This is a genomic window from Lentzea sp. CA-135723, from assembly GCF_050936595.1.
GTDB lineage: Bacteria > Actinomycetota > Actinomycetes > Mycobacteriales > Pseudonocardiaceae > Lentzea.
Genome location: NZ_JBNJMK010000001.1, coordinates 5343908 through 5362802 on the forward strand (window position 1 = coordinate 5343908; position 18895 = coordinate 5362802).

An 18895-nucleotide genomic window follows, 5' to 3' on the forward strand; every position below is an offset into this window, starting at 1 on the left:
CTGAGATGACGGCCGTCAACACGACCGAAGCGGCAGCGCCGGCGGGGACCATCCCCCCGGCGCTGCCGCCTGCCACGACCCGGGGGGCGCCCAAGCGGCGCCGCCGGGGCAGCGCCTTCGACCGGGCGCTGCCCTACCTGCTGCTCGCACCCGCCCTCATCGCGATCCTCTGGCTGATCGGCTGGCCGGTCGTCTCCGTCTTCGTGACGAGCTTCCGCCAGCTGAACCTCGGCGAGCTGGTGCGCGGCGAGGTCGTGTGGACGGGCCTCGACAACTACGCCGCCGTCCTGCAGGACGAGCGGTTCTGGATCGCCTCGCTGCGGACCGTCGTGTTCACCGTCGCCGTCGTCGGCGCCTCGGTGGGCATGGGTCTCGGGATCGCGTTGCTGATGCGCGTGCTCACGCCGTGGGTGCGGATCGCGTTGCAGATCGCGATGCTCTGCGCGTGGGCCATGCCGATCCTGGCGTCCACCACGGTCTACCAGTGGATGTTCGACCAGAACTACGGCATCTTGAACAAAACGCTGGTGCAGCTGGGTTTCGACTCCTACGCCGGCTACTCGTGGTTCTCGTCGGGCACCTCGACGCTGTCCGTCGTCGGCTTGCTGATCATCTGGCAGGCGATCCCCTTCCTCGCCTTCTCGCTCTACGCCGGGCTCGTCGGCATTCCGCGCGACCTCTACGAGGCGGCGGGCATCGACGGCGCCTCGCCGTGGCAGACGTTCCGCGCGGTGACGTGGCCGGAGATCCGGTCGCTGCTGATGATGGTGACGTTCCTGTCGACCCTGTGGGACTTCAAGGTCTTCGCCCAGATCTGGGTGTTCCGCGAGGGCGGTCCCAGTGGTGAGTCGACGACGCTGCCGGTGCTGCAGTACCTGGAAGGCATCGCGAAGAGCCACTTCGGCGTCGCGGCCGCGATCTCCGTGCTGATGATGCTGATCCTCGGCCTGATCACGTTCCAGTACCTGCGCAAGCTGCTGCAGACCGAGGAGGGCAAGCTCTGATGCTCAAGAAGTCTGCTGCGAACGTCACGGGCATCCTGCTCGCGCTGTTCTTCATCTTCCCGACGTACTGGATGATCACGTCGGCGCTGAAGCCCAAGGGCACGACGATCACGTCGGACTACGACCTGATCCCGTTCTCGGTGACGCTCACGAACTTCGTCACGGCGTGGACCAAGCCGGGCTTCCTGTCGTCGCTCGGCAACAGCCTGATGGTGACCCTGACGGCCGTGCTCGCCGCGGTGGTCATCGGCATCACGGCGGCGGTCGCCATGTCGCGCTTCGCGTTCCGCGGCCGCAAGAGCTTCGTGCTGCTGATGCTGGTCGCGCAGATGGCGCCGTTCGAGGCGTTGCTGATCCCGATGTTCCTGATGATGCGGGACCTCCAGCTGTACGAACACCTCTCGTCGCTGATCCTCGTGTACTTCGCGGTGACGCTGCCGTTCTGCGCGTGGACGTTGCGCGGGTTCGTCAACGGCATTCCGGCGGAGCTCGAGGAAGCGGCCATGGTGGACGGTTGCGGCCGTTGGCAGGCGTTCCAGAAGGTGACGCTGCCGCTGCTCGGACCGGGTCTCGTGGCCACCTCGGTGTTCGCGTTCATCACGGCGTGGAACGAGTTCCTGTTCGCCAAGGTGCTGATCCGCAGCCAGGACAGCGAGACGCTGCCCGTGTGGCTGTCCGGGTTCCAGACCGCGTTCGGCACCGACTGGGGTGGCGCGATGGCCGCGTCCGTCCTGTTCACCGTGCCGGCGCTGGTGTTCTTCCTGATCGTGCAACGCAAGATGGTCGCCGGCGTCACCGCTGGTGCTGTGAAGGGATGACGCGTGGATCAGTTGGCCGCTGCCGTTCTGCTTCCCGGATTCACCGGAACGACCGCCCCCGACTGGTTGCTGCGGCGGGTCGCTGACGGGCTGGGCGGCGTTGTGCTCTTCGGGCGCAACGTCGTCGACGACGCCCAGGTGACCGCGCTGTGCGGCGAACTGCGTTCGGTGCGCCCGGACGTGGTGATCGGCATCGACGAGGAGGGCGGCGACGTCACGCGTCTCGACGCGGGTCGCGGCTCCGAGGTGCCGGGCAACCACGCGCTGGGCGCGGCGGACGACCTCGACCTGACCCGCTCGGTGGCCGCGTCCATCGGCTCGCGGCTCGCGAAGTGCGGGATCTCGTTGAACCTCGCTCCGTCCGCCGATCTCGTGCTGACGCTGGACGACCCGATCATCGGCGTCCGCGCGTTCGGTTCGGACCCGGTGCTCGCGGCCCGGCACGTCGCCGCGTGGGTCGAGGGGTTGCAGGCCGTGGGCGTTGCCGCCTGCGCCAAGCACTTCCCCGGCCACGGAGCGTCCACTGAGGACTCCCACGAGCAGCTGCCGGTGCTGCCGCGCACCGAGGAGCAGCTGCGGGCCGTCGAGCTCGTGCCGTTCCAGGCGGCCGTGCACGCGGGCGTCCGTTCGATCATGACCGGCCACCTGGTGGTCCCCGAGTGGGGCCCGGCGCCGGTGACGCTGAACAAGCACGCGATCGACCTGCTGCGCACCGAGCTGGGCTTCACCGGCGCGGTGATCACCGACGGCCTGGACATGAAGGCGGTCGGCGGCGACCTCGCCCAGGGCGCCGTGCGCGCGCTGGCGGCCGGTGTCGACGCGATGTGCCTCGGCGGCATGTCGCTGGACGACGACGACCTCAAGTGGCTGATCGAGTCGATCGTGGCGGCCGTGAAGGCAGGCGACCTCTCCGAGGAACGCCTGGCGCAGGCGGCGGCCCGCTCGCTGGCGCTGGGCCTGCCGCCGTCCACCGTGGACGCCCACGACGCGGAGATCGGCCTCACCGCCGCCCGCCGCGCGCTGGAGGTCCGGGGCAAGGTCGACGTCGGCTCGTCCCCGGTCGTCGTGGACATGGTGGTCGACCCGTCGATCGCCGTGGGCGACGTGCCGTGGGGCCTCGGCCCGTACCTGCGCGAGGTCCTCCCGGGCACCGAGGTGATCGCCGTGCGCGACGTCTCGGCCGAAGAAGTTGCGCGGGTGTCCGGTGATCGCACAATCGTGGTCGTGACCAGAGACGCTCACCGCCACACGAGCGCTCGACAACTGGTAACAAACTTAACTAATCTGGGCCTGGACGTGGTGCACGTGGAAACCGGCGTGCCGGGTCCGGACCTGGGCAGCGTCGCCCGCATCGACACCCACGGCGGTTCTCGGGTGAGCCTCCGAGCCGCGGCCGAGCTGATCCTGAAAGGCACCACATGACCACGCAGCCAGGCCAGCACATGGCAGCGGAGATCGCCGCTCAGCCGTCGATCTTCTCGTCGCTCCACGCCTCGCGGGCGGCGATCGCCGAGGTGGCGGCCGTCATCCGCGAACGGGCCCCGCGCTTCGTGCTCTTCGCGGCCCGCGGCTCGAGCGACCACGCGGCCATCTACGCCAAGTACCTGACCGAGATCCTGCTGCAGCTGCCGGCGGGCCTGGTCTCGGCCTCGACGACCACGCTGTACGGCGCCGAGCCCGACCTGCGCGACGTCCTGCTGGTCACCGTCTCCCAGTCGGGTGGCTCCCCCGACCTGCTGGAGGTCACGGCCTCCTACCGCCGCCGGGGCGCGCTCACGGTCGCGGTGACCAACACCCCGGAGTCCCCGTTGAACGCGGCCGCCGAGCTCTCGGTGGACGTCTCCGCGGGTGTCGAGCACGCCGTCGCCGCCACCAAGACGTACTCGGCGACGCTGCTGGCGTTGTACCTGCTCATCGACGCCATCCGCGGCGGCAACGGCGAGGCGGCGGCCAACCTGGGCGAACTGGCCCAGGTGACGCTGGACGCCTCGGCGCCGACCGTCGAGGAGGCGGTCCGCCGCTACCGGTTCGTGGACCGCGTGCTCACCACGGGCCGCGGCTACTCCTACGCCACGGCGCTGGAGGCCTCGCTGAAGCTGGCGGAGACCTCCTACCTGGCGGCCCGCGCGTACAGCGGCGCCGACCTGCTGCACGGCCCGGTGGCCGCGGTGGACGGCGAGACCGCGGTCCTGGCCGTCACGTCGCTGGGCAAGGGCGGCGACTCGCTGCGCGACGCCCTCGACGTGGTGCACCAGCGCGGCGCGGACGTCGTGGCCGTCGGTTCGGCCTCGGAGAAGGTGGGCGCGACACTGTCGATCCCGATCCCCGAGACCGCCGAGGAAGTGGCGCCCGTCCTGGAGATCCTCCCGGTGCAGCGCCTGGCTTACGGCCTGGCGCTGGCCCGCGGCGGCGACCCGGACAGCCCGCGCGGCCTGAACAAGGTCACCCGGACCCTCTGATCCGCACCACCGGGAAGCCCCGCCCAGTCCCCCTGGGCGGGGCTTTTTCCTGTCAGCGGAACGTCTCGTCGACGAGCTTCTTCGTCATCTCCTGGAACGCCGCCGCGAGCGACAGGCCGGCGTCGTCGACGTAGTTCAGCGCGGCGGTCAGGACCTTGCCGCCGTCCGCCGTCGCGTACATCAACGCGGCGTGGCCCATCGCGCCTCCGTTGTGCGAGATCACCTTGCCGCCGGGCGTCTCCTGGACGAACACGCCCAGGCCGTAGCCCACCTTCGGGTGCGGGTCGAGCATCTCGGCGAGCAGCGGGGCCGGCAGCAGGTCACCCCGCAGCAGCGAGCCGATGAACGTGGCGAGGTCCGCGGTCGTCGAGATCATGTCGCCGCCGCTGGAGATCCACGACGGGTCGAGGCGGGTGAGGTCGATCGTCTCGTCCTCGTGCCGGTAGTAGGCGTGGGCGTGCGGTTCGGCGATCTCCGGACCGGCCGGCACCGAGGTGTCGTTCAGGCCGAGAGGGGCGAGCACGAGTTCGTTCATCGCCTCGGCGAACGGGATGCCGGTGATCTTCTGGACGAGGAGCCTGGCGATCACGTAGTTGGTGTTGGAGTAGCTCCAGTCCGCGCCGGGCTCGAACCGCACGGGCTTGGCCAGCGCGAACCGCACCAGGTCCGCCGGGTCGTGCGACTGGAAGCGGTTGTCCAGCCATTCCCTTCCCTGCCAGGGGATCCCCGGCGCGATCGTGCCGTCCTCGTAGTACTCGCCGGTGTGGTTGAAGATCCCGCTGGTGTGCTGGAGCAGCATCCGGACCGTGATCCGGCGGTCGACGCCGAACTCGGGCAGGTGCGCGTCCACCGCGTCGTCCAGCCCGAGCCGGCCTTCCGCCACGAGCCGGAGGACCGCCGCCGCGACGAACGTCTTGGTGTTGCTGCCGATCCGGACGTACCCGTTCGGCGGTGGCTGCGCGCTTCCGTCCAGTTCGCTCGACCCGGCGGACACGACCTGGTCGCCGTGTTCGTCACGCACTCGGATCGTCACACCGAGGAGACCGGCGTCGACCATTTCCTGGGCAAGTTCGTTTCTCATGAGCGAAACGCTACGTCCAGTTTCCTTATTGCAACAACGGCCTCGTTGCCTTCAAGTCGAGTATCAGCAGCTTAAAGCCTCAAGATCGTTGCACCGAGAATCGCCTCAACGCAACGATGCCGTTGCAATGGGAACGCACTGAACGACAAAGGGCGCTCCCCTCCCCGTGCGACGGGGGAAGGAAGCGCCCTCTGAGCGTTGGAGCTACTGGCCCGCGGTCGCGTAGCCGGCCGCGACCGGTGCGGCCACCACCGGAGCGTCGACGTCGAACACGACCTCACCGTCGACCCAGACCTTCTTGGGCCGCAGGTCCTCGTCCCACCACACCAGGTCCGCGACGGCACCCGGTGCGAGACGGCCGAGACCGGACTCGCCGATGACCTCGGCGGGCACGATCGTGGCCGATGCGAGCGCGTCCGCCACCGGCACGCCCACGGACACGATGTTCCGCACGGCGCGGTCCAGCGTGAGCGCGGAGCCGGCGATGGTGCCCTCCGGCGAGCGCGGCACGCCGTCCTCGGTGAGCAGCACGTCCGCCCCACCGAGGTGGTAGCGGCCGGGCGGCATCCCCGCGGCGGCGACGGCATCGGTGACCAGCGCGACTCGTGCCCCGGCGGCGTTGAACACGAGCCGGCACACGTCCGGGCCCACGTGCGCGAGGTCCGCGATGAGGCCGAGGGTGAAGCGCTCGTCGACCAGCGCGACGCCGGGCACGCCGGGTTCGCGGTGGCCGAGCGGGCGCTGGGCGTTGAACAGGTGCGTCACCATGCGGGCACCCGCGTCGGCGGCGGCGCGGGTCTGCTCACCCGTGGCGTCGGAATGGCCCACCGCGACGAGCACGCCGGCCTCGACGAGACGGCGGACCGCCTCCAGACCACCAGGCTGTTCAGGGGCCATGGTCACCATCCGCAGCGCACGGCGGATGAGTTCGTCGTCCAGCAACGCCGAGATCTGGTCAGGACCAGGCTCGACCATGAACGACGGGTCGTGCACCCCTGCCCGTTTCGGCGACAGGAAGGGGCCTTCGAGATGTACGCCCAACGGCCGGGCTCCCACGCCGTCGGGCAGAGCGGCGGAAGCGGCCAGGACCGCCCGCGCCTGCCTGAGCACCACGTCGACCGGTGCGGTGATCAGCGTGGGCAGGAACCGGGTCACTCCGGTGGACGGCAGAGCCTCGGCCACGGAACGCATTCCGGCGGCGTCCACCTCGGCGAAGTCGACGCCCACGGCGCCGTTCACCTGCACGTCGACCAAGCCTGGTGTCAGCAGGCCGCCGGACAGGACCTCTGCGCCAGGTGGTGCTTCACCGGTGGTCACCTCGACGATGCGGCCGTCCCTGATCCGCACCGAGGCAGGACCGACGATCGTGCGACCGAGCAAAGCGCGCGGTGCTGCGACAACGGCGTCCAAGATCCCTCCTTGAATGGTCCAGACCATTATGGCGACAACAGAGGTCCACGTCACGTGTCGTTAGGAGATAACCATCTCACATAAGACCTGGTTAATCAGCGCCGGAAATGCCGGGATGCGCCGAAGATGACCATCCGTGGCGCATACTGGTCCCCAGACATCCGAGGTCTACGACGAGTTGAGGGTGCCGTGGCAGTCACTGACGATGCGATCCTGCGCGTCAAGGAGATGATCGTTTCGGGCGAGCTGAAGCCCGGCGACCGTCTCCCGCGGGAGGCTGACCTGGCAGAACGCCTCGGCCTGTCGCGCAACTCGCTGCGCGAAGCCGTCAAGGCGCTGTCCCTCGTCCGCGTGCTGGACGTCCGCCAGGGCGACGGCACGTACGTGTCGTCTCTGAGGGCAGACGACCTGCTCGGCGCTTTGAGCTTCGTGCTGGACCTGCACCGAGGCGAAGATTCGGTCCTGGAGGTCCTCCAGGTACGCCGAATCCTGGAGCCCGCGGCCGCCGCGATGGCTGCCCAAAGGGTCGATCCGGACGAGATCGTGAAGCTGCGGGCCCTCTGCGACGCGGCCGAGCACGCCAAATCTGTCGAGGAACTGGTAGAGCACGACCTCGACTTCCACCGCGCCATCGCCCAGTGCTCCGGCAACGCCTACCTGGCCCAGCTCCTCGACACGCTGGCAGGCCCCACGGTGCGGGTGCGGATCTGGCGCGGCATCACCCAGTCCAACGCCGTCGACCGCACGGTCGCCGAGCACCGCGCCATCGTCGACGCGCTGGCCGCCCACCAGCCGGAGCTCGCCCGCAGCTGGTCCACGGTGCACGTGGCGGGCGTCGAGCAGTGGCTCTCAGACCTGGCGTAGCCCGCCGCGGCTGATCACTTGAGATCGAACGTGTGCGAGGTCGCCCGGCCGTGGGTGCCGGTGTAGTAGCCGGAGGCGGTGACCATGACCTTGGCCGTACCCGCGTCGACGAACTTGACGATCTCCACGCCACCGCCGTCCTTCGTCGGGTAGCCCACCCAGCTCACGGTCTCCGCCGGCGTCTTCCCAGGGCTCATCGCACCGTGGGGCATGAGCGTGTTTGCGAGCAGCTGAAGAGCGTGCAACTGGTCGTCCCCCTCCTTGTCGCCGACCTCTTTTCGCACGAATGCGAGCACGCCTTTCCAGGCCCAGCTCTCCAGCACCACGAACTCACCCGAGTCACGCACGCAAGCCAATCTGTCGGTCGCAGGGTTGTACGGCTTCGCTCGATGAAGGCTCACAAAAGTGGTGCCGGGTACCGCGTGACCCCAAACGGTGTCTCCGGCAACACCAAAGCCTTCCTCGGCCTGTTTGGCGGCGACCTCGGCCGTGGGGCCGCTCCACTTCTCCCAGAGCTTCTCGAACGCCCACGTCCCTCCTTCCACCGTCTTCGCCGCGATCTGGGCCCTGATCTCGTTGCCGAACTCGGCGAGCCACCCGGCCGCGGCTCCGCTCACTCCCGCCACGACAGGGGCCGCCGCCCCGCACGCCGTAAGGGTGGGTGCACCGACAGCCAGCGCCAAGGCACCACTCAGCGCTCTTCTTCGAGAAATCGCCATTGCCCCACCTCGTCGACTCGAACGGTTCTCCACGAAGGTACGCCGGAATTCGATTTCTCACACATAAAAAGGCCCAATGTAACAATTCGGGGAAACTGGGAACCCGAACGAGGCATGCACACAACAAATAGAGGACAAAAAGTGGAAGTGCGAACGCAGTGGCTCTCAGACCTGGCGTAGCTGCTCCAGCACCGCCCGCACCGCGGGCTGCCCGTCCGCCCGGTTGCGCACCACCGCCGACACCGTCCGGAACACCTGCTGCGTCAACGGCCGCAACGCCACCCCGGGCCGTCGCGCCACGGACGGCACCAGAGCCACCCCGAGCCCGGCCTCGACCAGCCCGCACATCACCCCGAAGTCGTCGCAGTAAGCCTGCGCCCGAGGCACGAACCCGGCGGCGCCGCACGCCCGCTGGGTCAGCTCGTGGCAAGACGCGTCCGTCCGGGGCATGATCCACGGCCGGTCGGCCAGCACGGCGAGATCCACGGAATCCTGCTGCACCAACGGGTCCGACAACGGCAGCGCCACGTTCACGGGTTCGACGAACAGCTCGAACGACTCGCAGGACGGCGGCAGCGAGCGCGGCATGATGTTGTACGAGTGGATCACCGCGATGTCGATGTCCCCGCGCCGCAACGCGGGCAACGACGCCTCGGGCTCCATCTCGTGCACGAACAGGTCCACATCGGACCCGTGAGCCGACCGCAACACCTGGATCACCCGCGGCAACAACGCTGCCACCGAAACGAAAGCCCCCACCCGCACCACACCGGACACCGAGGTCCGCAGCGAAGCCAGGTCGGCTTCGGCCGCGGCCAACTGGTCCAGGACCAGCTGAGTGTGCGCGGCCAGCACGTGCCCGGCACGGGTCAGGGCCAGCCGGCGGCCGTCGCGTTCGACCAGGGCGACACCGGCCTCCCGTTCCAAAGCCGCGAGCTGCTGGGACACGGCCGGCGAGGTCACGTGGAGGGCCTCGGCGGCGGCCGTGACCGTGCCGTGGACCGATAGTGCGTGGAGCAGGCGGAGTCGTCGCACATCCAACACAAAGCTCAGCTTAACGTTCCGGGCAGAACTTCTAACTGGAACTTCGTGAAGACTAGAGCCACGCTGGAGTCATGTTCGGACGAGTGCTGGTTGCGATGGTCACCCCGTTCACCCCCGACGGTGACCTGGACCTCAAGGGTGCGCAGGAGCTGGCCGCGCACCTCGTCGACAAGGGCGGCGCGGACGGGCTGGTCGTCAACGGCACGACCGGCGAGGCGCCCACGACCACCGACGCCGAGAAGGCGCAGATCATCAGGGCCGTCAAGGAGGCCGTCGGCGACCGCACGCAGATCCTCGCGGGCGTCGGCACCAACTCCACGCGGCACACCATCGAGCTCTCCCGAAGCGCGGAGCAGAACGGCGCCGACGGCCTGCTCGTCGTCACGCCGTACTACAGCAAGCCCACTCAGGAAGGCGTCGAGAACCACTTCCGCGCCGTCGCCGACGCGAGTGGCCTGCCCGCCCTGCTCTACGACATCCCCGGCCGCACCGGCACCGCGATCGACACCGAGACGCTGCTGCGGCTGTCGGAGCACCCGCGGATCGTCGGCGTGAAGGACTGCAAGGTCGACCTGCTCGCCACGGCGCGGGTCATCGCCGAGACCGGCCTCGACTACTACTCCGGCAACGACGAGCTGATCCTGCCGCTGTACTCGATCGGCGGCGTCGGCACGGTCAGCACCGTGGGCCACGTCGTCGGCAACGAGATCAAGGCGATGCTCGATGCCTACGACGAGGGTGACAACAAGGAGGCCCTGCGCCGCCACCAGGCCCTGCTGCCGGTCATCACCGCGATCATGACCCGTGAGCCCGGTGCCGTCGCCGTCAAGGCCGCGCTGAACCTGCTCGGCCTGCCGTCCGGCCCGGTCCGCGAACCGCTGGCCGGCGCCACCCCGCAGCTCATCAACGAGCTGAAGGCCCTCTTCTAAAGCCCGTAGACCCGGCGAGCGGTGCCCGCGAAGATCGCGTCCTGCTCGCCGGCCGACAGCTCCGAGACCAGTTCCTGCGCCGCACCGAGCCACTCCTCGTAGGAGGCGGCCAGCAGGCACACGGGCCAGTCCGAGCCGAACATCAGCCGCTCCGGCCCGAACGCGTCCAGCACGACCTCGAAGTACGGCCGCAGGTCCGCGACGCTCCACGACTTCCAGTCGGCCTCGGTGACCAGCCCGGACAGCTTGCACGTCACGTTCTCGTGCGCCGCCAACGACCGGATCAGCTCCGCCCACTCCCCCGGATCCGATCCGACGGCAGGCTTCGAGCAGTGGTCCACCACGAACTCGACCTGCGGCAACGCCGCCACGGTCCGCCGCGCGGCAGGCATCTGGTGAGGCAACGTCAGCAGCTCGTAGACCAGCCCGGCGGAGCCGACCGCGGCCAGCCCGTGCCAGACGTCCTCGCGGCACAACCACTCCGGGTCGGGCTCACCCTGCACCTGGTGCCGGATCCCGCGCAGCCACGAGCCGTCCGGCGAGTCCACCAACGCCGCCAGGGCATCGCCCACACCTGCGGACGTCAGATCGACCCAGCCCACCACCGCGCCGACCACGTCCGAAGACGCCGCCACGGCGAGGAACTCCGGCGTCTCCTCCGGCACGCACACCGTCTGCACCAGCACGGATGCCGAAACCTCAGGCGCAGCGGCAACGAAGTCGGGCTCCAGGAAAGAACGGCGGATCACGCCCATCGGCGGATCGGTGATCCAGTCCTGGTCCCGCACCGACAGGTCCCACAGGTGGTGGTGAGCATCGACGATCACGGCGTCGGAACCTCCGCACCCAGCAGCCCCGACGACTTCAGCTCGTCCCACAACCCGGCCGGGATCGGCGACGAGAAGTAGGCCGCGTTGGACGTCATCTGCGCGGCGTTGCGCGCCCCGATCACCACCGACTCCACGGCCGGATGTCCCAGGGCGAACTGGATCGCCACCTCGGGCAACGTCACCCCGTGCCGCGCGCACACCTCGGCGATGGCGCGAGCCCGCGCCACCAGTGCGAGAGGCGCGTCCTCGTAGTTGTACTTGGAGTCCTCGGCCACGACGGGCTTCGACAGCAGCCCGGAGTTGAACACCCCGCACGCCACCACCGAAACACCGCGCTCGACACAGGCAGGCAGGAACGACGGCAGCGACGGCTGTTCCAGCAACGTGTACCGCCCGGCCAGCATCACCACGTCGATGTCGGTCTCGCGGACGAACCGCTCCGGCATCTCCCACTGGTTCATGCCGACCCCGATCGCGCCGACGACACCCTGCGACCGCAACGACTCCAGCGCGGGATAGGCCTCGCCGAAGGCCTCGTCCCAGAAGTCGTCCGGATCGTGGATGTAGACGATCTCGACGCGATCCGTCCCGAGACGCTCCAAAGAGGACTCGATGGACCGGCGAACACCGTCGGCCGAGTAGTCGCGCACACGCCGGAACGTCCGCGGCACCGCGAAGCCCTCGTCGTCCATGCCGATGCCGTCGGACGGCTCCAGCACCCGCCCGACCTTCGTGGAGATCACGAACTCCTCGCGCGGCCTGTCCGCCAGCACGGCCCCGAGGCGGCGTTCCGACAACCCGAGCCCGTAGTGCGGCGCGGTGTCGAAGTACCGGACCCCGGCGTCCCAGGCCGCCGAGACCGCGCCGAAGGCCTCCTCGTCCGGGATCGCCCGGTACAGGTTGCCGATCGGCGCGCCGCCGAAGCCCAGACGAGACACAGCAACCTTCACGGCAGCTCCCACACGAGTCGCACATCGGGTTCAGCGCCGGAGTAGTCGTCCTCGACCTCCAGCAACAAGGCCATCCGAGCCTGCCACGGAACGTTGGCGGGATGCGAGGCCAGATGAGCCCGCATCGCCCGGTAGTCCTCCACCTCGACCAGGTGGAACAACTCCCGCCCGGACCGCCAGATCCGCCACGAGTGCACCCCGGCCTCGCGCAACGCCCCATCCAGTTCCAAAGGAATCGTGGCGTGGACGCGGTCGTACTCGGCCTCGGCACCGGCCCGGAGCCGGGTGTGCAACGCGACGGTCTCCACGGCCCTACTCCTGCTTCTGCCCGGTCGCGAACCGCGTCACGATCAGCGCCAGGATGATCACCGCGCCGTACGAGGCCTTGATGTAGAAGCCGGAAACCCCCTGCAACCGCAGGATCTGCTCCACCAGCCCCAGCATCAGCACGCCTGACAGCGCACCGAACAGCGTGCCCTTGCCGCCCTGCAACGAGATGCCGCCGATCACCGCGGCCGCGAAGACCTGGAAGATCATGCCCTCGCCCTGGGTGGCGGCGACGGATCCGAGCCGCCCGGTCATCAGGATGCCCGCGATCACCGCCAGCACCGACCCGATGATCAGCACGGTCCACACCACCCGGTCGACCCGGATGCCGGCCGCACGGGCCGCCTCCGAGTTGCCGCCGATCGCGTACAACGACCGTCCCGCGCGCAGGTACTTCAGCACGAAGATGCCCACGGCGTAACAAACAACGCAGATCCACACCGCCGCCGGCAACCCGAGCCAGGTCGTCGACCCCAGGTACAGGAACGACTCCGGCACGTCGATCAGCGACTTGCCCTCGGTGATCGCGAGCTGCAACCCGCGCAGCATGGTCAGCATGCCCAGGGTCACCATGAACCCGGACAGCCCGACCTTCAGGATCAGGAACCCGTTCAGCCCGCCGATCGCGACACCGATCAGGATGCACAACGGCAACGCGAGCCAGGCCGCGAGTCCGACGTCCAGCCCACCGGCCGACGACGGGATGATCAACGCGACGGCCAGCGCGGGCGCCAGACCGACCGTCGACTCCAGCGACAGGTCCATCTTGCCGACGATCAGGATCATCGCCTGCCCGAGCACCAGCAACGACAGCTCGCTCTGCTGGGTCAGCACGGCGATCAGGTTGTTGGCCGTCAGGAAGATCGGCGACAGCACCGCGCCGATGATCAGCAGGAGAATGATCACCGGGACCAGCGCGAGGTCCTGATAGCGCGCCAGCCGGAACTTCTGCTTCTCCACAGGCGCGGCCCCCGAGACCTGCGGTGTCATGGCCTTGGTCATTCCGAGCTCATTCCCTCGATCGCAGAGATCAGTTCCTGGTCGCGCCAGCCGCGGCCGAACTCCCGCACGACCTGGCCGTGGAACAGCACCAGCACGCGGTCGCAGACCCGCAGGTCGTCCAGTTCGTCCGAGACGACGATCGCCGCCTTGCCCCGCCGCGCCTGCGCGTCGACGACCCCGAGCAGCGACTCCTTCGACTTCACGTCGACACCCGCGGTCGGGTTGATCAGCACCAGCACCGACGGGTCACCGGCCAGCGCCCGCGCCATCACGACCTTCTGCTGGTTGCCGCCGGACAGGTCCGACACCGGCTGGTCCGGCCCGGCCGCCTTCACGTCGTACGAGTCGATCGCGTTGCTGCCCGCCGACCGTTGGGCGGCGGGCCACACGAACGCACCGGCCGTGCTCATCGTCGCGTTCTCCGCGATCGACAGGTCGAGCACCAGTCCCTGGTGGTGCCGATCCCGTGGCACACAACCGATTCCCGCCTTCAAAGCCGCCGGAACGTCACCGCCGCGCACCACGGATCCGTCGACGGAAATGGACCCGGCGGAAGGCTTGCGCAGCCCGTACACCGTCTCAGCGAACTCGTGCTTGCCCGACGACGCACTGCCGGCGAGCCCGATGACCTCGCCGCGCGTCGCCGACAACGTGATGTCCGAGAAGTGGTCGCCGCTCAGCGAAGACACCGCCAGCACCGTCTCGTCGGACGACGGCCGGTCGTCGCCGGACGGCACGTTCAGCCCGCCGGCCTCACCGGTCATCGCCTCGATCAGGTCGGGCTTCGACATCTCGGCCACCGGCGCGGTGACGATGTGCCGCGCGTCGCGGTAGACCGTCACCGTCTGGCAGACCTCGTAGACCTCCTGCAGGTGGTGCGAGATGAACAGGAACGTCACCCCGCGCTCCTGCAACGACCTCATCCGGTCGAACAGCCGCTCGATCGCCGGGCCGTCGAGCTGCGCGGTCGGTTCGTCGAGGATCACGAACCGCGACCCGATCGACAACGCCCGCGCGATCTCCACCAACTGCCGCTGCTCGACGGTCAGCGAGGACACCAACGCGTCGGGGTTCACCGCGACGTCGTAGGTCTCCAGCAACTCGGACGCCTCGGCCCGCAGCTTCTTCCACCTGATCAGCCCGCCGCCGAGGTCCTGCCGATTGATGAACAGGTTCTCGGCGACGGACAGGTCGGGCACGACCGTCGACTTCTGGTACACGCACGCGATGTGCCGGCGCCAGGCCGAGCTGTCGCTCACGGGCGGCGCGGGTTCGCCGAAGAAGCTGACCTCGCCCGCGTCCGGCGCACGCATGCCGGTCAGGACGGAGACCAACGTCGACTTGCCCGCGCCGTTGCGACCGACGAGCGCGTGTGACTCACCGGCGCGAATCTCGATGCTCACGTCGTCCAACGCGAGCGTGCGCCCGAACCTCTTCGTCACGCCACGCGCGACAGCCGCGTACTCACTCATCAGATCTGATTACCCCAGAACGCCTTGTCGTCGACGTTCTCCTTGGTGATCAGCGGCGCGGGCAGCTGGTCCTCCAGGCGGCCACCGCCGACGTCGACGATCGTGGAGTCGTGGTCCGTCGGGCCGGGCTGGAACGTCTTGCCCTCGACCGCGGCCTTCGCGTAGAAGAGCGCCCACTGCGCGTAGAGGTCGGCCGGCTGCGACACGGTCGCGTCGATCTCACCCTTGCGGATCGCTTCGAGCTCCGACGGGATGCCGTCGTTGGAGACGATCCAGACGTGCTTGGGGTCGGTCGGCGGGACGAGGAGGTTCTTCTGCCGCAACACCTGCAGCGTCGGCGCGAGGAACACGCCACCGGCCTGCATGTAGATGCCGTTGATGTCCGGGTGCTGGTTCAGGCGCGTCTGCAGCGCGGCGGACGCCTTGGCGCCCTCCCAGTCCGTCGGCTCCTCGAACACCGTGATGCCGGGGTAGTTCTGCTTCATGCAGGCGGCGAACGCCTCGGAGCGGTCGCGGCCGTTGACCGACGACAGCGCGCCCTGGAACTCGACGACCTTGCCCTTGCCGCCCAGCTTGTCGCCGAGGAACTTGCAGGCCTTCTCGCCGTACGCCTTGTTGTCCGCGCGCACGACCATGTAGGTCTTGCCCTTGTCGGGGCGGGTGTCGACGGTGACGACCGGGATGCCCGCCTTGTCGAGCCTGTCCAGAGTGGACGCGATGGCGCCGGTGTCCTGCGGGGCCATCACGATCGCCTTGGCACCCTGCGACTGCAGCGACTGGGCGTTCGCAACCAGGTTCTCGACCTTGTTCTGCGAGTTCGTCGGGTTCAGCAGGTTGATCCCGAGTTCCTTGGCCTTGTCCGGGAAGTACTTGATGTAGGAGTTCCAGAAGTCGGAGTCGGCTCGCGGGTGGTCGGCACCGATCGGCCCGACGCCACTGGCTCCGGTGCCGGCGGCTCCACCGCCGCCGCACGCGGACAGTGTCAGTGCACCGGCGAGCGCGAGGCACACCGCGGCGGTGAGGTTGCGACGCTTCATCGTTGTGTTGCCTTTCATGACTGCTTGGGACGCAAGCGCAAGCCATACATGCCACCGTCGACGGCGAGGATCGTGCCGGCGGTGGAACCCGAAAGCGGGCTCGCCAGATAAGCGATGGCTCCCGCGACCTCATCGGCGGAGACGAGCCGGCCGTGCGGCTGGCGCGCCTCCAACGCGGCCCGCTCGGCGGCTGGGTCCGGCGCCGAGTCGAGCAGACGGCCCACCCACGGGGTGTCCGCCGTGCCGGGGGCGACCGCGTTGACGCGAATGCCTTCGCGGACGTGGTCGGCGGCCATCGCGAGCGTCAGCGAGTACACCGCGCCCTTGCTGGCCGAGTAGAGCGCTCGCTGCGGGAGCCCGGCCCAGGCAGCGATGGAGCAGGTGTTGACGATCGCCGCGGCGGGCGAGTTCCGCAGGTGCGGCAGCGCGGCGCGGGAGACCCGGACCATGCCGAGGACGTTGACGTCCAGCACCTTCGACCACTGGGCGTCGTCGTTGGCCGTGACGTCGCCCTGCGCGCCGATGCCGGCGTTGTTGACCACGACGTCGAGCCGTCCGAAGCGCTGGACGACCTCGTCGATGGCTGCCCGGACGCTCTCGTCGTCCGAGACATCCGCGCGGATGCCGACCAGCGGGTCCTTGACGTCCGGGTTCAGGTCCAGCGCGACGGCCGTGGCACCCCGGCTGCTCAGCAACTCGGCGGTCGCGAGTCCGATGCCGGACGCGCCGCCCGTGACGACGGCGACGAGTCCTTCGAAGTCGGTCATTCCGCACCCTCCAGCTCAGTCCACACAGGACCCTCTGGGTAGACGTAGTCGGCCAGCGTCTCGTCCTTGAGCTGGGCCGAAAAACCCGGCTGCGTCGGCGCGAGGTAGCGGCCGTTCTCGACGACGGCCGGGTCGAGGAAGTGCTCGTGCAGGTGGTCGACCCACTCGATCACGCGCTCGCCGACCTCACCGGACACGGCGACGTAGTCGAAGAACGACAGGTGCCGGACCAGCTCGCACAGGCCGACCCCGCCGGCGTGCGGGCACACCGGGATGTCGAACTTCTTGGCCAGCAACAGGATCGCGATGTTCTCGTTGACGCCCGCGACCCGGCACGCGTCGAGCTGCAGGAAGTCGATCGCACCGGCCTGCAGCAGCTGCTTGAAGATCACCCGGTTCTGCACGTGCTCGCCGGTGGCGACTCGGATCGGGGCCAGCGCGTCGGCGATCGCGCGGTGCGCCAGCACGTCGTCCGGCGAGGTGGGCTCCTCGATCCAGTACGGGTTGTACGGCGCCAGTTCCTTCATCCACCGCACGGCCGTGTAGACGTCCCAGCGCTGGTTCGCGTCGACCGCCACGCGCACGTCGTCGCCGACGACCTCTCGGGCGAGCTTCATCCGGCGGACGTCGTCGTCGAGGCTGCCGCCGACCTTGAGCTTGATCATGTCGAAGCCGTCGGCCAACGCCTGGCGCGCGAGTCCGGCGAGCTTCTCGTCGGAGTAGCCGAGCCAGCCGGGCGACGTCGTGTAGGCCGGATATCCGTCGCGGGCAACGGTTTCCACGCGTTCGGACTTGCCGTGCTCGACCTTGCGCAGGATCTGCAACGCCTCGTCGGGCGTCAACGCGTCGGAGAGGTACCGGAAGTCGACCAGGCTGACGATCTCCTCGGGCGTCATCTGCGCGAGGAACCTCCAGACCGGCAGCCCGGCGCGGCGGGCCGCGAGGTCCCACGCCGCGTTGACGACGGCGCCGATCGCCATGTGCGCGACGCCCTTCTCGGGCCCGAGCCAGCGGATCTGCGAGTCGCCGATGAGCTCGAAGTACAGCTCCGCCAACGCCTTCGCGTTCTCCGGCACGTCCTTGCCGACGACGTGCGGCGCCAGCGCCTTGATGGCGGCGGCCTGCACGTCGTTGCCGCGGCCGATGGTGAACGCGAGCCCGTGGCCCTCCGGCCCGTCGTCGGTCCGCAGCACCACGTAGGCAGCTGAGTAGTCGGGGTCCGGATTCATCGCGTCGGAGCCGTCGAGCTCGCGCGACGTCGGGAACCGGATGTCCAGGACGTCCAGTGCGGTGATCTTCGGCATCACGCCTGCCCGAGGGTCTGGCGCTGCTTGCCGAGGCCTTCGATCTCCAGTTCCACGACGTCACCGGCGCGCAGGTACGGCTTGGGCTCCGGCTGGCCGAGCGCGACACCGGCGGGTGTACCGGTGTTGATGACGTCACCCGGACGAAGGACAAGGAACTGGCTGAGGTAGCGCACGATCTCCGCGACCGAGAAGATCATGTTCTTGGTGGAGGAGTTCTGCTTGATCTCGCCGTTGACCCAGAGCCGCATCTCCAGGCTCTGCGGGTCGGCGATCTCGTCGGCGGGCACGAGGAAGGGGCCGAGCGGGTTGAACGTCTCGCAGTTCTTGCCCTTGTCCCACGTTCCGCCGCGCTCGATCTGGAACTCCCGCTCGGAGACGTCGTGCGAGAGCACGTACGCGCCGACGCACGCCAGAGCCTCCTCCTCGGATTCCAGGTAACGCGCGGTGCTGCCGATGACGACCCCGAGCTCGACCTCCCAGTCGGTCTTCACCGACCTGCGCGGGACGAGCACCTGGTCGTACGGGCCGACGATGGTGTCGGGCGTCTTGAGGAACATCACCGGCTCGCCGGGGATGTCCGCGCCGGTCTCCTCCGCGTGGTCGCGGTAGTTGAGGCCGATGCAGATGACCTTGCCCGGATGCGCGAGCGGCGGCCCGACGCGCAGGTCCTCGTGGTCGAGGACGGTCAGCTCGTTCGCTTCGAGTGCGGCGCGCACGCGGTTCACGCCGTCGTTCGCGAGGAACGCCCCGTCGATGTCCGGGGTGATCGGCAGGAGGTCGTACGTGATCCCGTCGTCGGCCCTGACTGCGGGACGCTCATCGCCGACCGGCCCCAGGCGCAAGAACTGCACGGCCGTTCCTCCTCTGCTCACACC

At 69.0% G+C, this 18895-nt stretch carries 19 protein-coding genes; 6 read left to right on the forward strand and 13 right to left on the reverse strand.

The window, feature by feature from the left end; translation table 11 throughout:
• Window positions 1-5: 5 nt before the first annotated feature.
• Genes ACQEU1_RS24360 through ACQEU1_RS24375 form a run of 4 tightly spaced genes read left to right on the forward strand, consistent with a single transcriptional unit; the run spans window position 6 to window position 4281 of the window.
• Window positions 6-1004: a carbohydrate ABC transporter permease gene (locus ACQEU1_RS24360; RefSeq protein ID WP_433205936.1), complete on the forward strand. Its 999-nt coding sequence runs from the start codon at window positions 6-8 to the stop codon at window positions 1002-1004.
• Window positions 1004-1822, forward strand: a complete 819-nt coding sequence (locus ACQEU1_RS24365; protein WP_433205939.1) for a carbohydrate ABC transporter permease — start codon at window positions 1004-1006, stop codon at window positions 1820-1822. The genes ACQEU1_RS24360 and ACQEU1_RS24365 overlap by 1 nt, the downstream gene beginning before the upstream one ends.
• A gap of 3 nt (window positions 1823-1825) precedes the next feature.
• Window positions 1826-3244: a glycoside hydrolase family 3 protein gene (locus ACQEU1_RS24370; RefSeq protein ID WP_433205942.1), complete on the forward strand. Its 1419-nt coding sequence runs from the start codon at window positions 1826-1828 to the stop codon at window positions 3242-3244.
• Window positions 3241-4281, forward strand: a complete 1041-nt coding sequence (locus ACQEU1_RS24375; RefSeq protein ID WP_433205945.1) for an SIS domain-containing protein — start codon at window positions 3241-3243, stop codon at window positions 4279-4281. The genes ACQEU1_RS24370 and ACQEU1_RS24375 overlap by 4 nt, the downstream gene beginning before the upstream one ends.
• 52 nt (window positions 4282-4333) lie before the next feature.
• Here ACQEU1_RS24375 and ACQEU1_RS24380 read toward each other — a convergent pair whose 3' ends face one another.
• Window positions 4334-5362, reverse strand: a complete 1029-nt coding sequence (locus ACQEU1_RS24380; protein ID WP_433205948.1) for a serine hydrolase domain-containing protein — start codon at window positions 5360-5362, stop codon at window positions 4334-4336.
• 204 nt (window positions 5363-5566) lie between these two features.
• Window positions 5567-6772 (reverse strand): N-acetylglucosamine-6-phosphate deacetylase, encoded by a 1206-nt coding sequence (gene nagA / locus ACQEU1_RS24385; protein ID WP_433205951.1) that lies wholly within the window; start codon window positions 6770-6772, stop codon window positions 5567-5569.
• A gap of 189 nt (window positions 6773-6961) precedes the next feature.
• Between nagA and ACQEU1_RS24390 the strand changes: the two genes are divergently transcribed.
• Complete coding sequence (locus ACQEU1_RS24390; RefSeq protein WP_285642861.1) at window positions 6962-7636, forward strand: FadR/GntR family transcriptional regulator; 675 nt, start codon at window positions 6962-6964, stop codon at window positions 7634-7636.
• Window positions 7637-7650: 14 nt separating this feature from the next.
• Here ACQEU1_RS24390 and ACQEU1_RS24395 read toward each other — a convergent pair whose 3' ends face one another.
• Together ACQEU1_RS24395 and ACQEU1_RS24400 are read right to left on the reverse strand one after the other, a co-directional pair.
• The gene (locus ACQEU1_RS24395; protein ID WP_433205954.1) at window positions 7651-8319 is read right to left on the reverse strand and encodes a hypothetical protein; all 669 of its coding nucleotides are present in this window, start codon (window positions 8317-8319) and stop codon (window positions 7651-7653) included.
• A gap of 201 nt (window positions 8320-8520) precedes the next feature.
• Window positions 8521-9399 (reverse strand): LysR family transcriptional regulator, encoded by an 879-nt coding sequence (locus tag ACQEU1_RS24400; RefSeq protein ID WP_433205957.1) that lies wholly within the window; start codon window positions 9397-9399, stop codon window positions 8521-8523.
• Between the two features lie 71 nt (window positions 9400-9470).
• Here ACQEU1_RS24400 and dapA point away from each other — a divergent pair, with 71 nt between their 5' ends.
• Window positions 9471-10328: a 4-hydroxy-tetrahydrodipicolinate synthase gene (dapA, locus tag ACQEU1_RS24405; protein ID WP_433205960.1), complete on the forward strand. Its 858-nt coding sequence runs from the start codon at window positions 9471-9473 to the stop codon at window positions 10326-10328.
• Here dapA and ACQEU1_RS24410 read toward each other — a convergent pair.
• From ACQEU1_RS24410 to ACQEU1_RS24450, 9 genes are read right to left on the reverse strand one after another with little or no spacing between them, the layout of a single operon-like run.
• Window positions 10325-11155, reverse strand: coding sequence for an amidohydrolase family protein (locus tag ACQEU1_RS24410; protein WP_433205963.1), 831 nt, complete (start codon window positions 11153-11155; stop codon window positions 10325-10327). The two genes, dapA and ACQEU1_RS24410, sit on opposite strands and share 4 nt — an antisense overlap.
• Window positions 11152-12108 carry an aldo/keto reductase gene (locus ACQEU1_RS24415; protein WP_433205966.1) on the reverse strand — a complete coding sequence of 319 codons (957 nt, stop codon included), beginning with the start codon at window positions 12106-12108 and terminating at the stop codon, window positions 11152-11154. Before ACQEU1_RS24415 ends, ACQEU1_RS24410 begins: the two co-directional genes overlap by 4 nt.
• Window positions 12105-12416 (reverse strand): L-rhamnose mutarotase, encoded by a 312-nt coding sequence (locus ACQEU1_RS24420; RefSeq protein ID WP_433205969.1) that lies wholly within the window; start codon window positions 12414-12416, stop codon window positions 12105-12107. The genes ACQEU1_RS24415 and ACQEU1_RS24420 overlap by 4 nt, the downstream gene beginning before the upstream one ends.
• Window positions 12417-12420: 4 nt before the next feature.
• Complete coding sequence (locus ACQEU1_RS24425; RefSeq protein WP_433205972.1) at window positions 12421-13437, reverse strand: ABC transporter permease; 1017 nt, start codon at window positions 13435-13437, stop codon at window positions 12421-12423.
• Window positions 13434-14909, reverse strand: coding sequence for a sugar ABC transporter ATP-binding protein (locus ACQEU1_RS24430; RefSeq protein WP_433205975.1), 1476 nt, complete (start codon window positions 14907-14909; stop codon window positions 13434-13436). The genes ACQEU1_RS24425 and ACQEU1_RS24430 overlap by 4 nt, the downstream gene beginning before the upstream one ends.
• Window positions 14909-15946 carry a sugar ABC transporter substrate-binding protein gene (locus ACQEU1_RS24435; RefSeq protein ID WP_433205978.1) on the reverse strand — a complete coding sequence of 346 codons (1038 nt, stop codon included), beginning with the start codon at window positions 15944-15946 and terminating at the stop codon, window positions 14909-14911. Before ACQEU1_RS24435 ends, ACQEU1_RS24430 begins: the two co-directional genes overlap by 1 nt.
• Window positions 15947-15960: 14 nt before the next feature.
• Complete coding sequence (locus ACQEU1_RS24440; protein WP_433205981.1) at window positions 15961-16713, reverse strand: SDR family NAD(P)-dependent oxidoreductase; 753 nt, start codon at window positions 16711-16713, stop codon at window positions 15961-15963.
• Entirely contained in the window at window positions 16710-18017 is a 1308-nt protein-coding gene (locus ACQEU1_RS24445; RefSeq protein ID WP_433205984.1) for an enolase C-terminal domain-like protein, read from the reverse strand. Before ACQEU1_RS24445 ends, ACQEU1_RS24440 begins: the two co-directional genes overlap by 4 nt.
• Window positions 18017-18871, reverse strand: a complete 855-nt coding sequence (locus tag ACQEU1_RS24450; protein ID WP_433205987.1) for a fumarylacetoacetate hydrolase family protein — start codon at window positions 18869-18871, stop codon at window positions 18017-18019. The genes ACQEU1_RS24445 and ACQEU1_RS24450 overlap by 1 nt, the downstream gene beginning before the upstream one ends.
• Between the last annotated feature and the right edge of the window lie 24 nt (window positions 18872-18895).

Bases quoted from the DNA above. Each gene is read 5' to 3' on its own strand.
- ACQEU1_RS24360 (WP_433205936.1), top strand. From the start codon at position 6: ATGACGGCCGTCAACACGACCGAAGCGGCAGCGCCGGCGGGGACCATC.
- ACQEU1_RS24365 (WP_433205939.1), top strand. From the start codon at position 1,004: ATGCTCAAGAAGTCTGCTGCGAACGTCACGGGCATCCTGCTCGCGCTG.
- ACQEU1_RS24375 (WP_433205945.1), top strand. From the start codon at position 3,241: ATGACCACGCAGCCAGGCCAGCACATGGCAGCGGAGATCGCCGCTCAG.
- ACQEU1_RS24380 (WP_433205948.1), bottom strand. From the start codon at position 5,362: ATGAGAAACGAACTTGCCCAGGAAATGGTCGACGCCGGTCTCCTCGGT.
- dapA (WP_433205960.1), top strand. From the start codon at position 9,471: ATGTTCGGACGAGTGCTGGTTGCGATGGTCACCCCGTTCACCCCCGAC.
- ACQEU1_RS24425 (WP_433205972.1), bottom strand. From the start codon at position 13,437: ATGACCAAGGCCATGACACCGCAGGTCTCGGGGGCCGCGCCTGTGGAG.
- ACQEU1_RS24430 (WP_433205975.1), bottom strand. From the start codon at position 14,909: ATGAGTGAGTACGCGGCTGTCGCGCGTGGCGTGACGAAGAGGTTCGGG.
- ACQEU1_RS24435 (WP_433205978.1), bottom strand. From the start codon at position 15,946: ATGAAGCGTCGCAACCTCACCGCCGCGGTGTGCCTCGCGCTCGCCGGT.
- ACQEU1_RS24440 (WP_433205981.1), bottom strand. From the start codon at position 16,713: ATGACCGACTTCGAAGGACTCGTCGCCGTCGTCACGGGCGGCGCGTCC.
- ACQEU1_RS24445 (WP_433205984.1), bottom strand. From the start codon at position 18,017: ATGCCGAAGATCACCGCACTGGACGTCCTGGACATCCGGTTCCCGACG.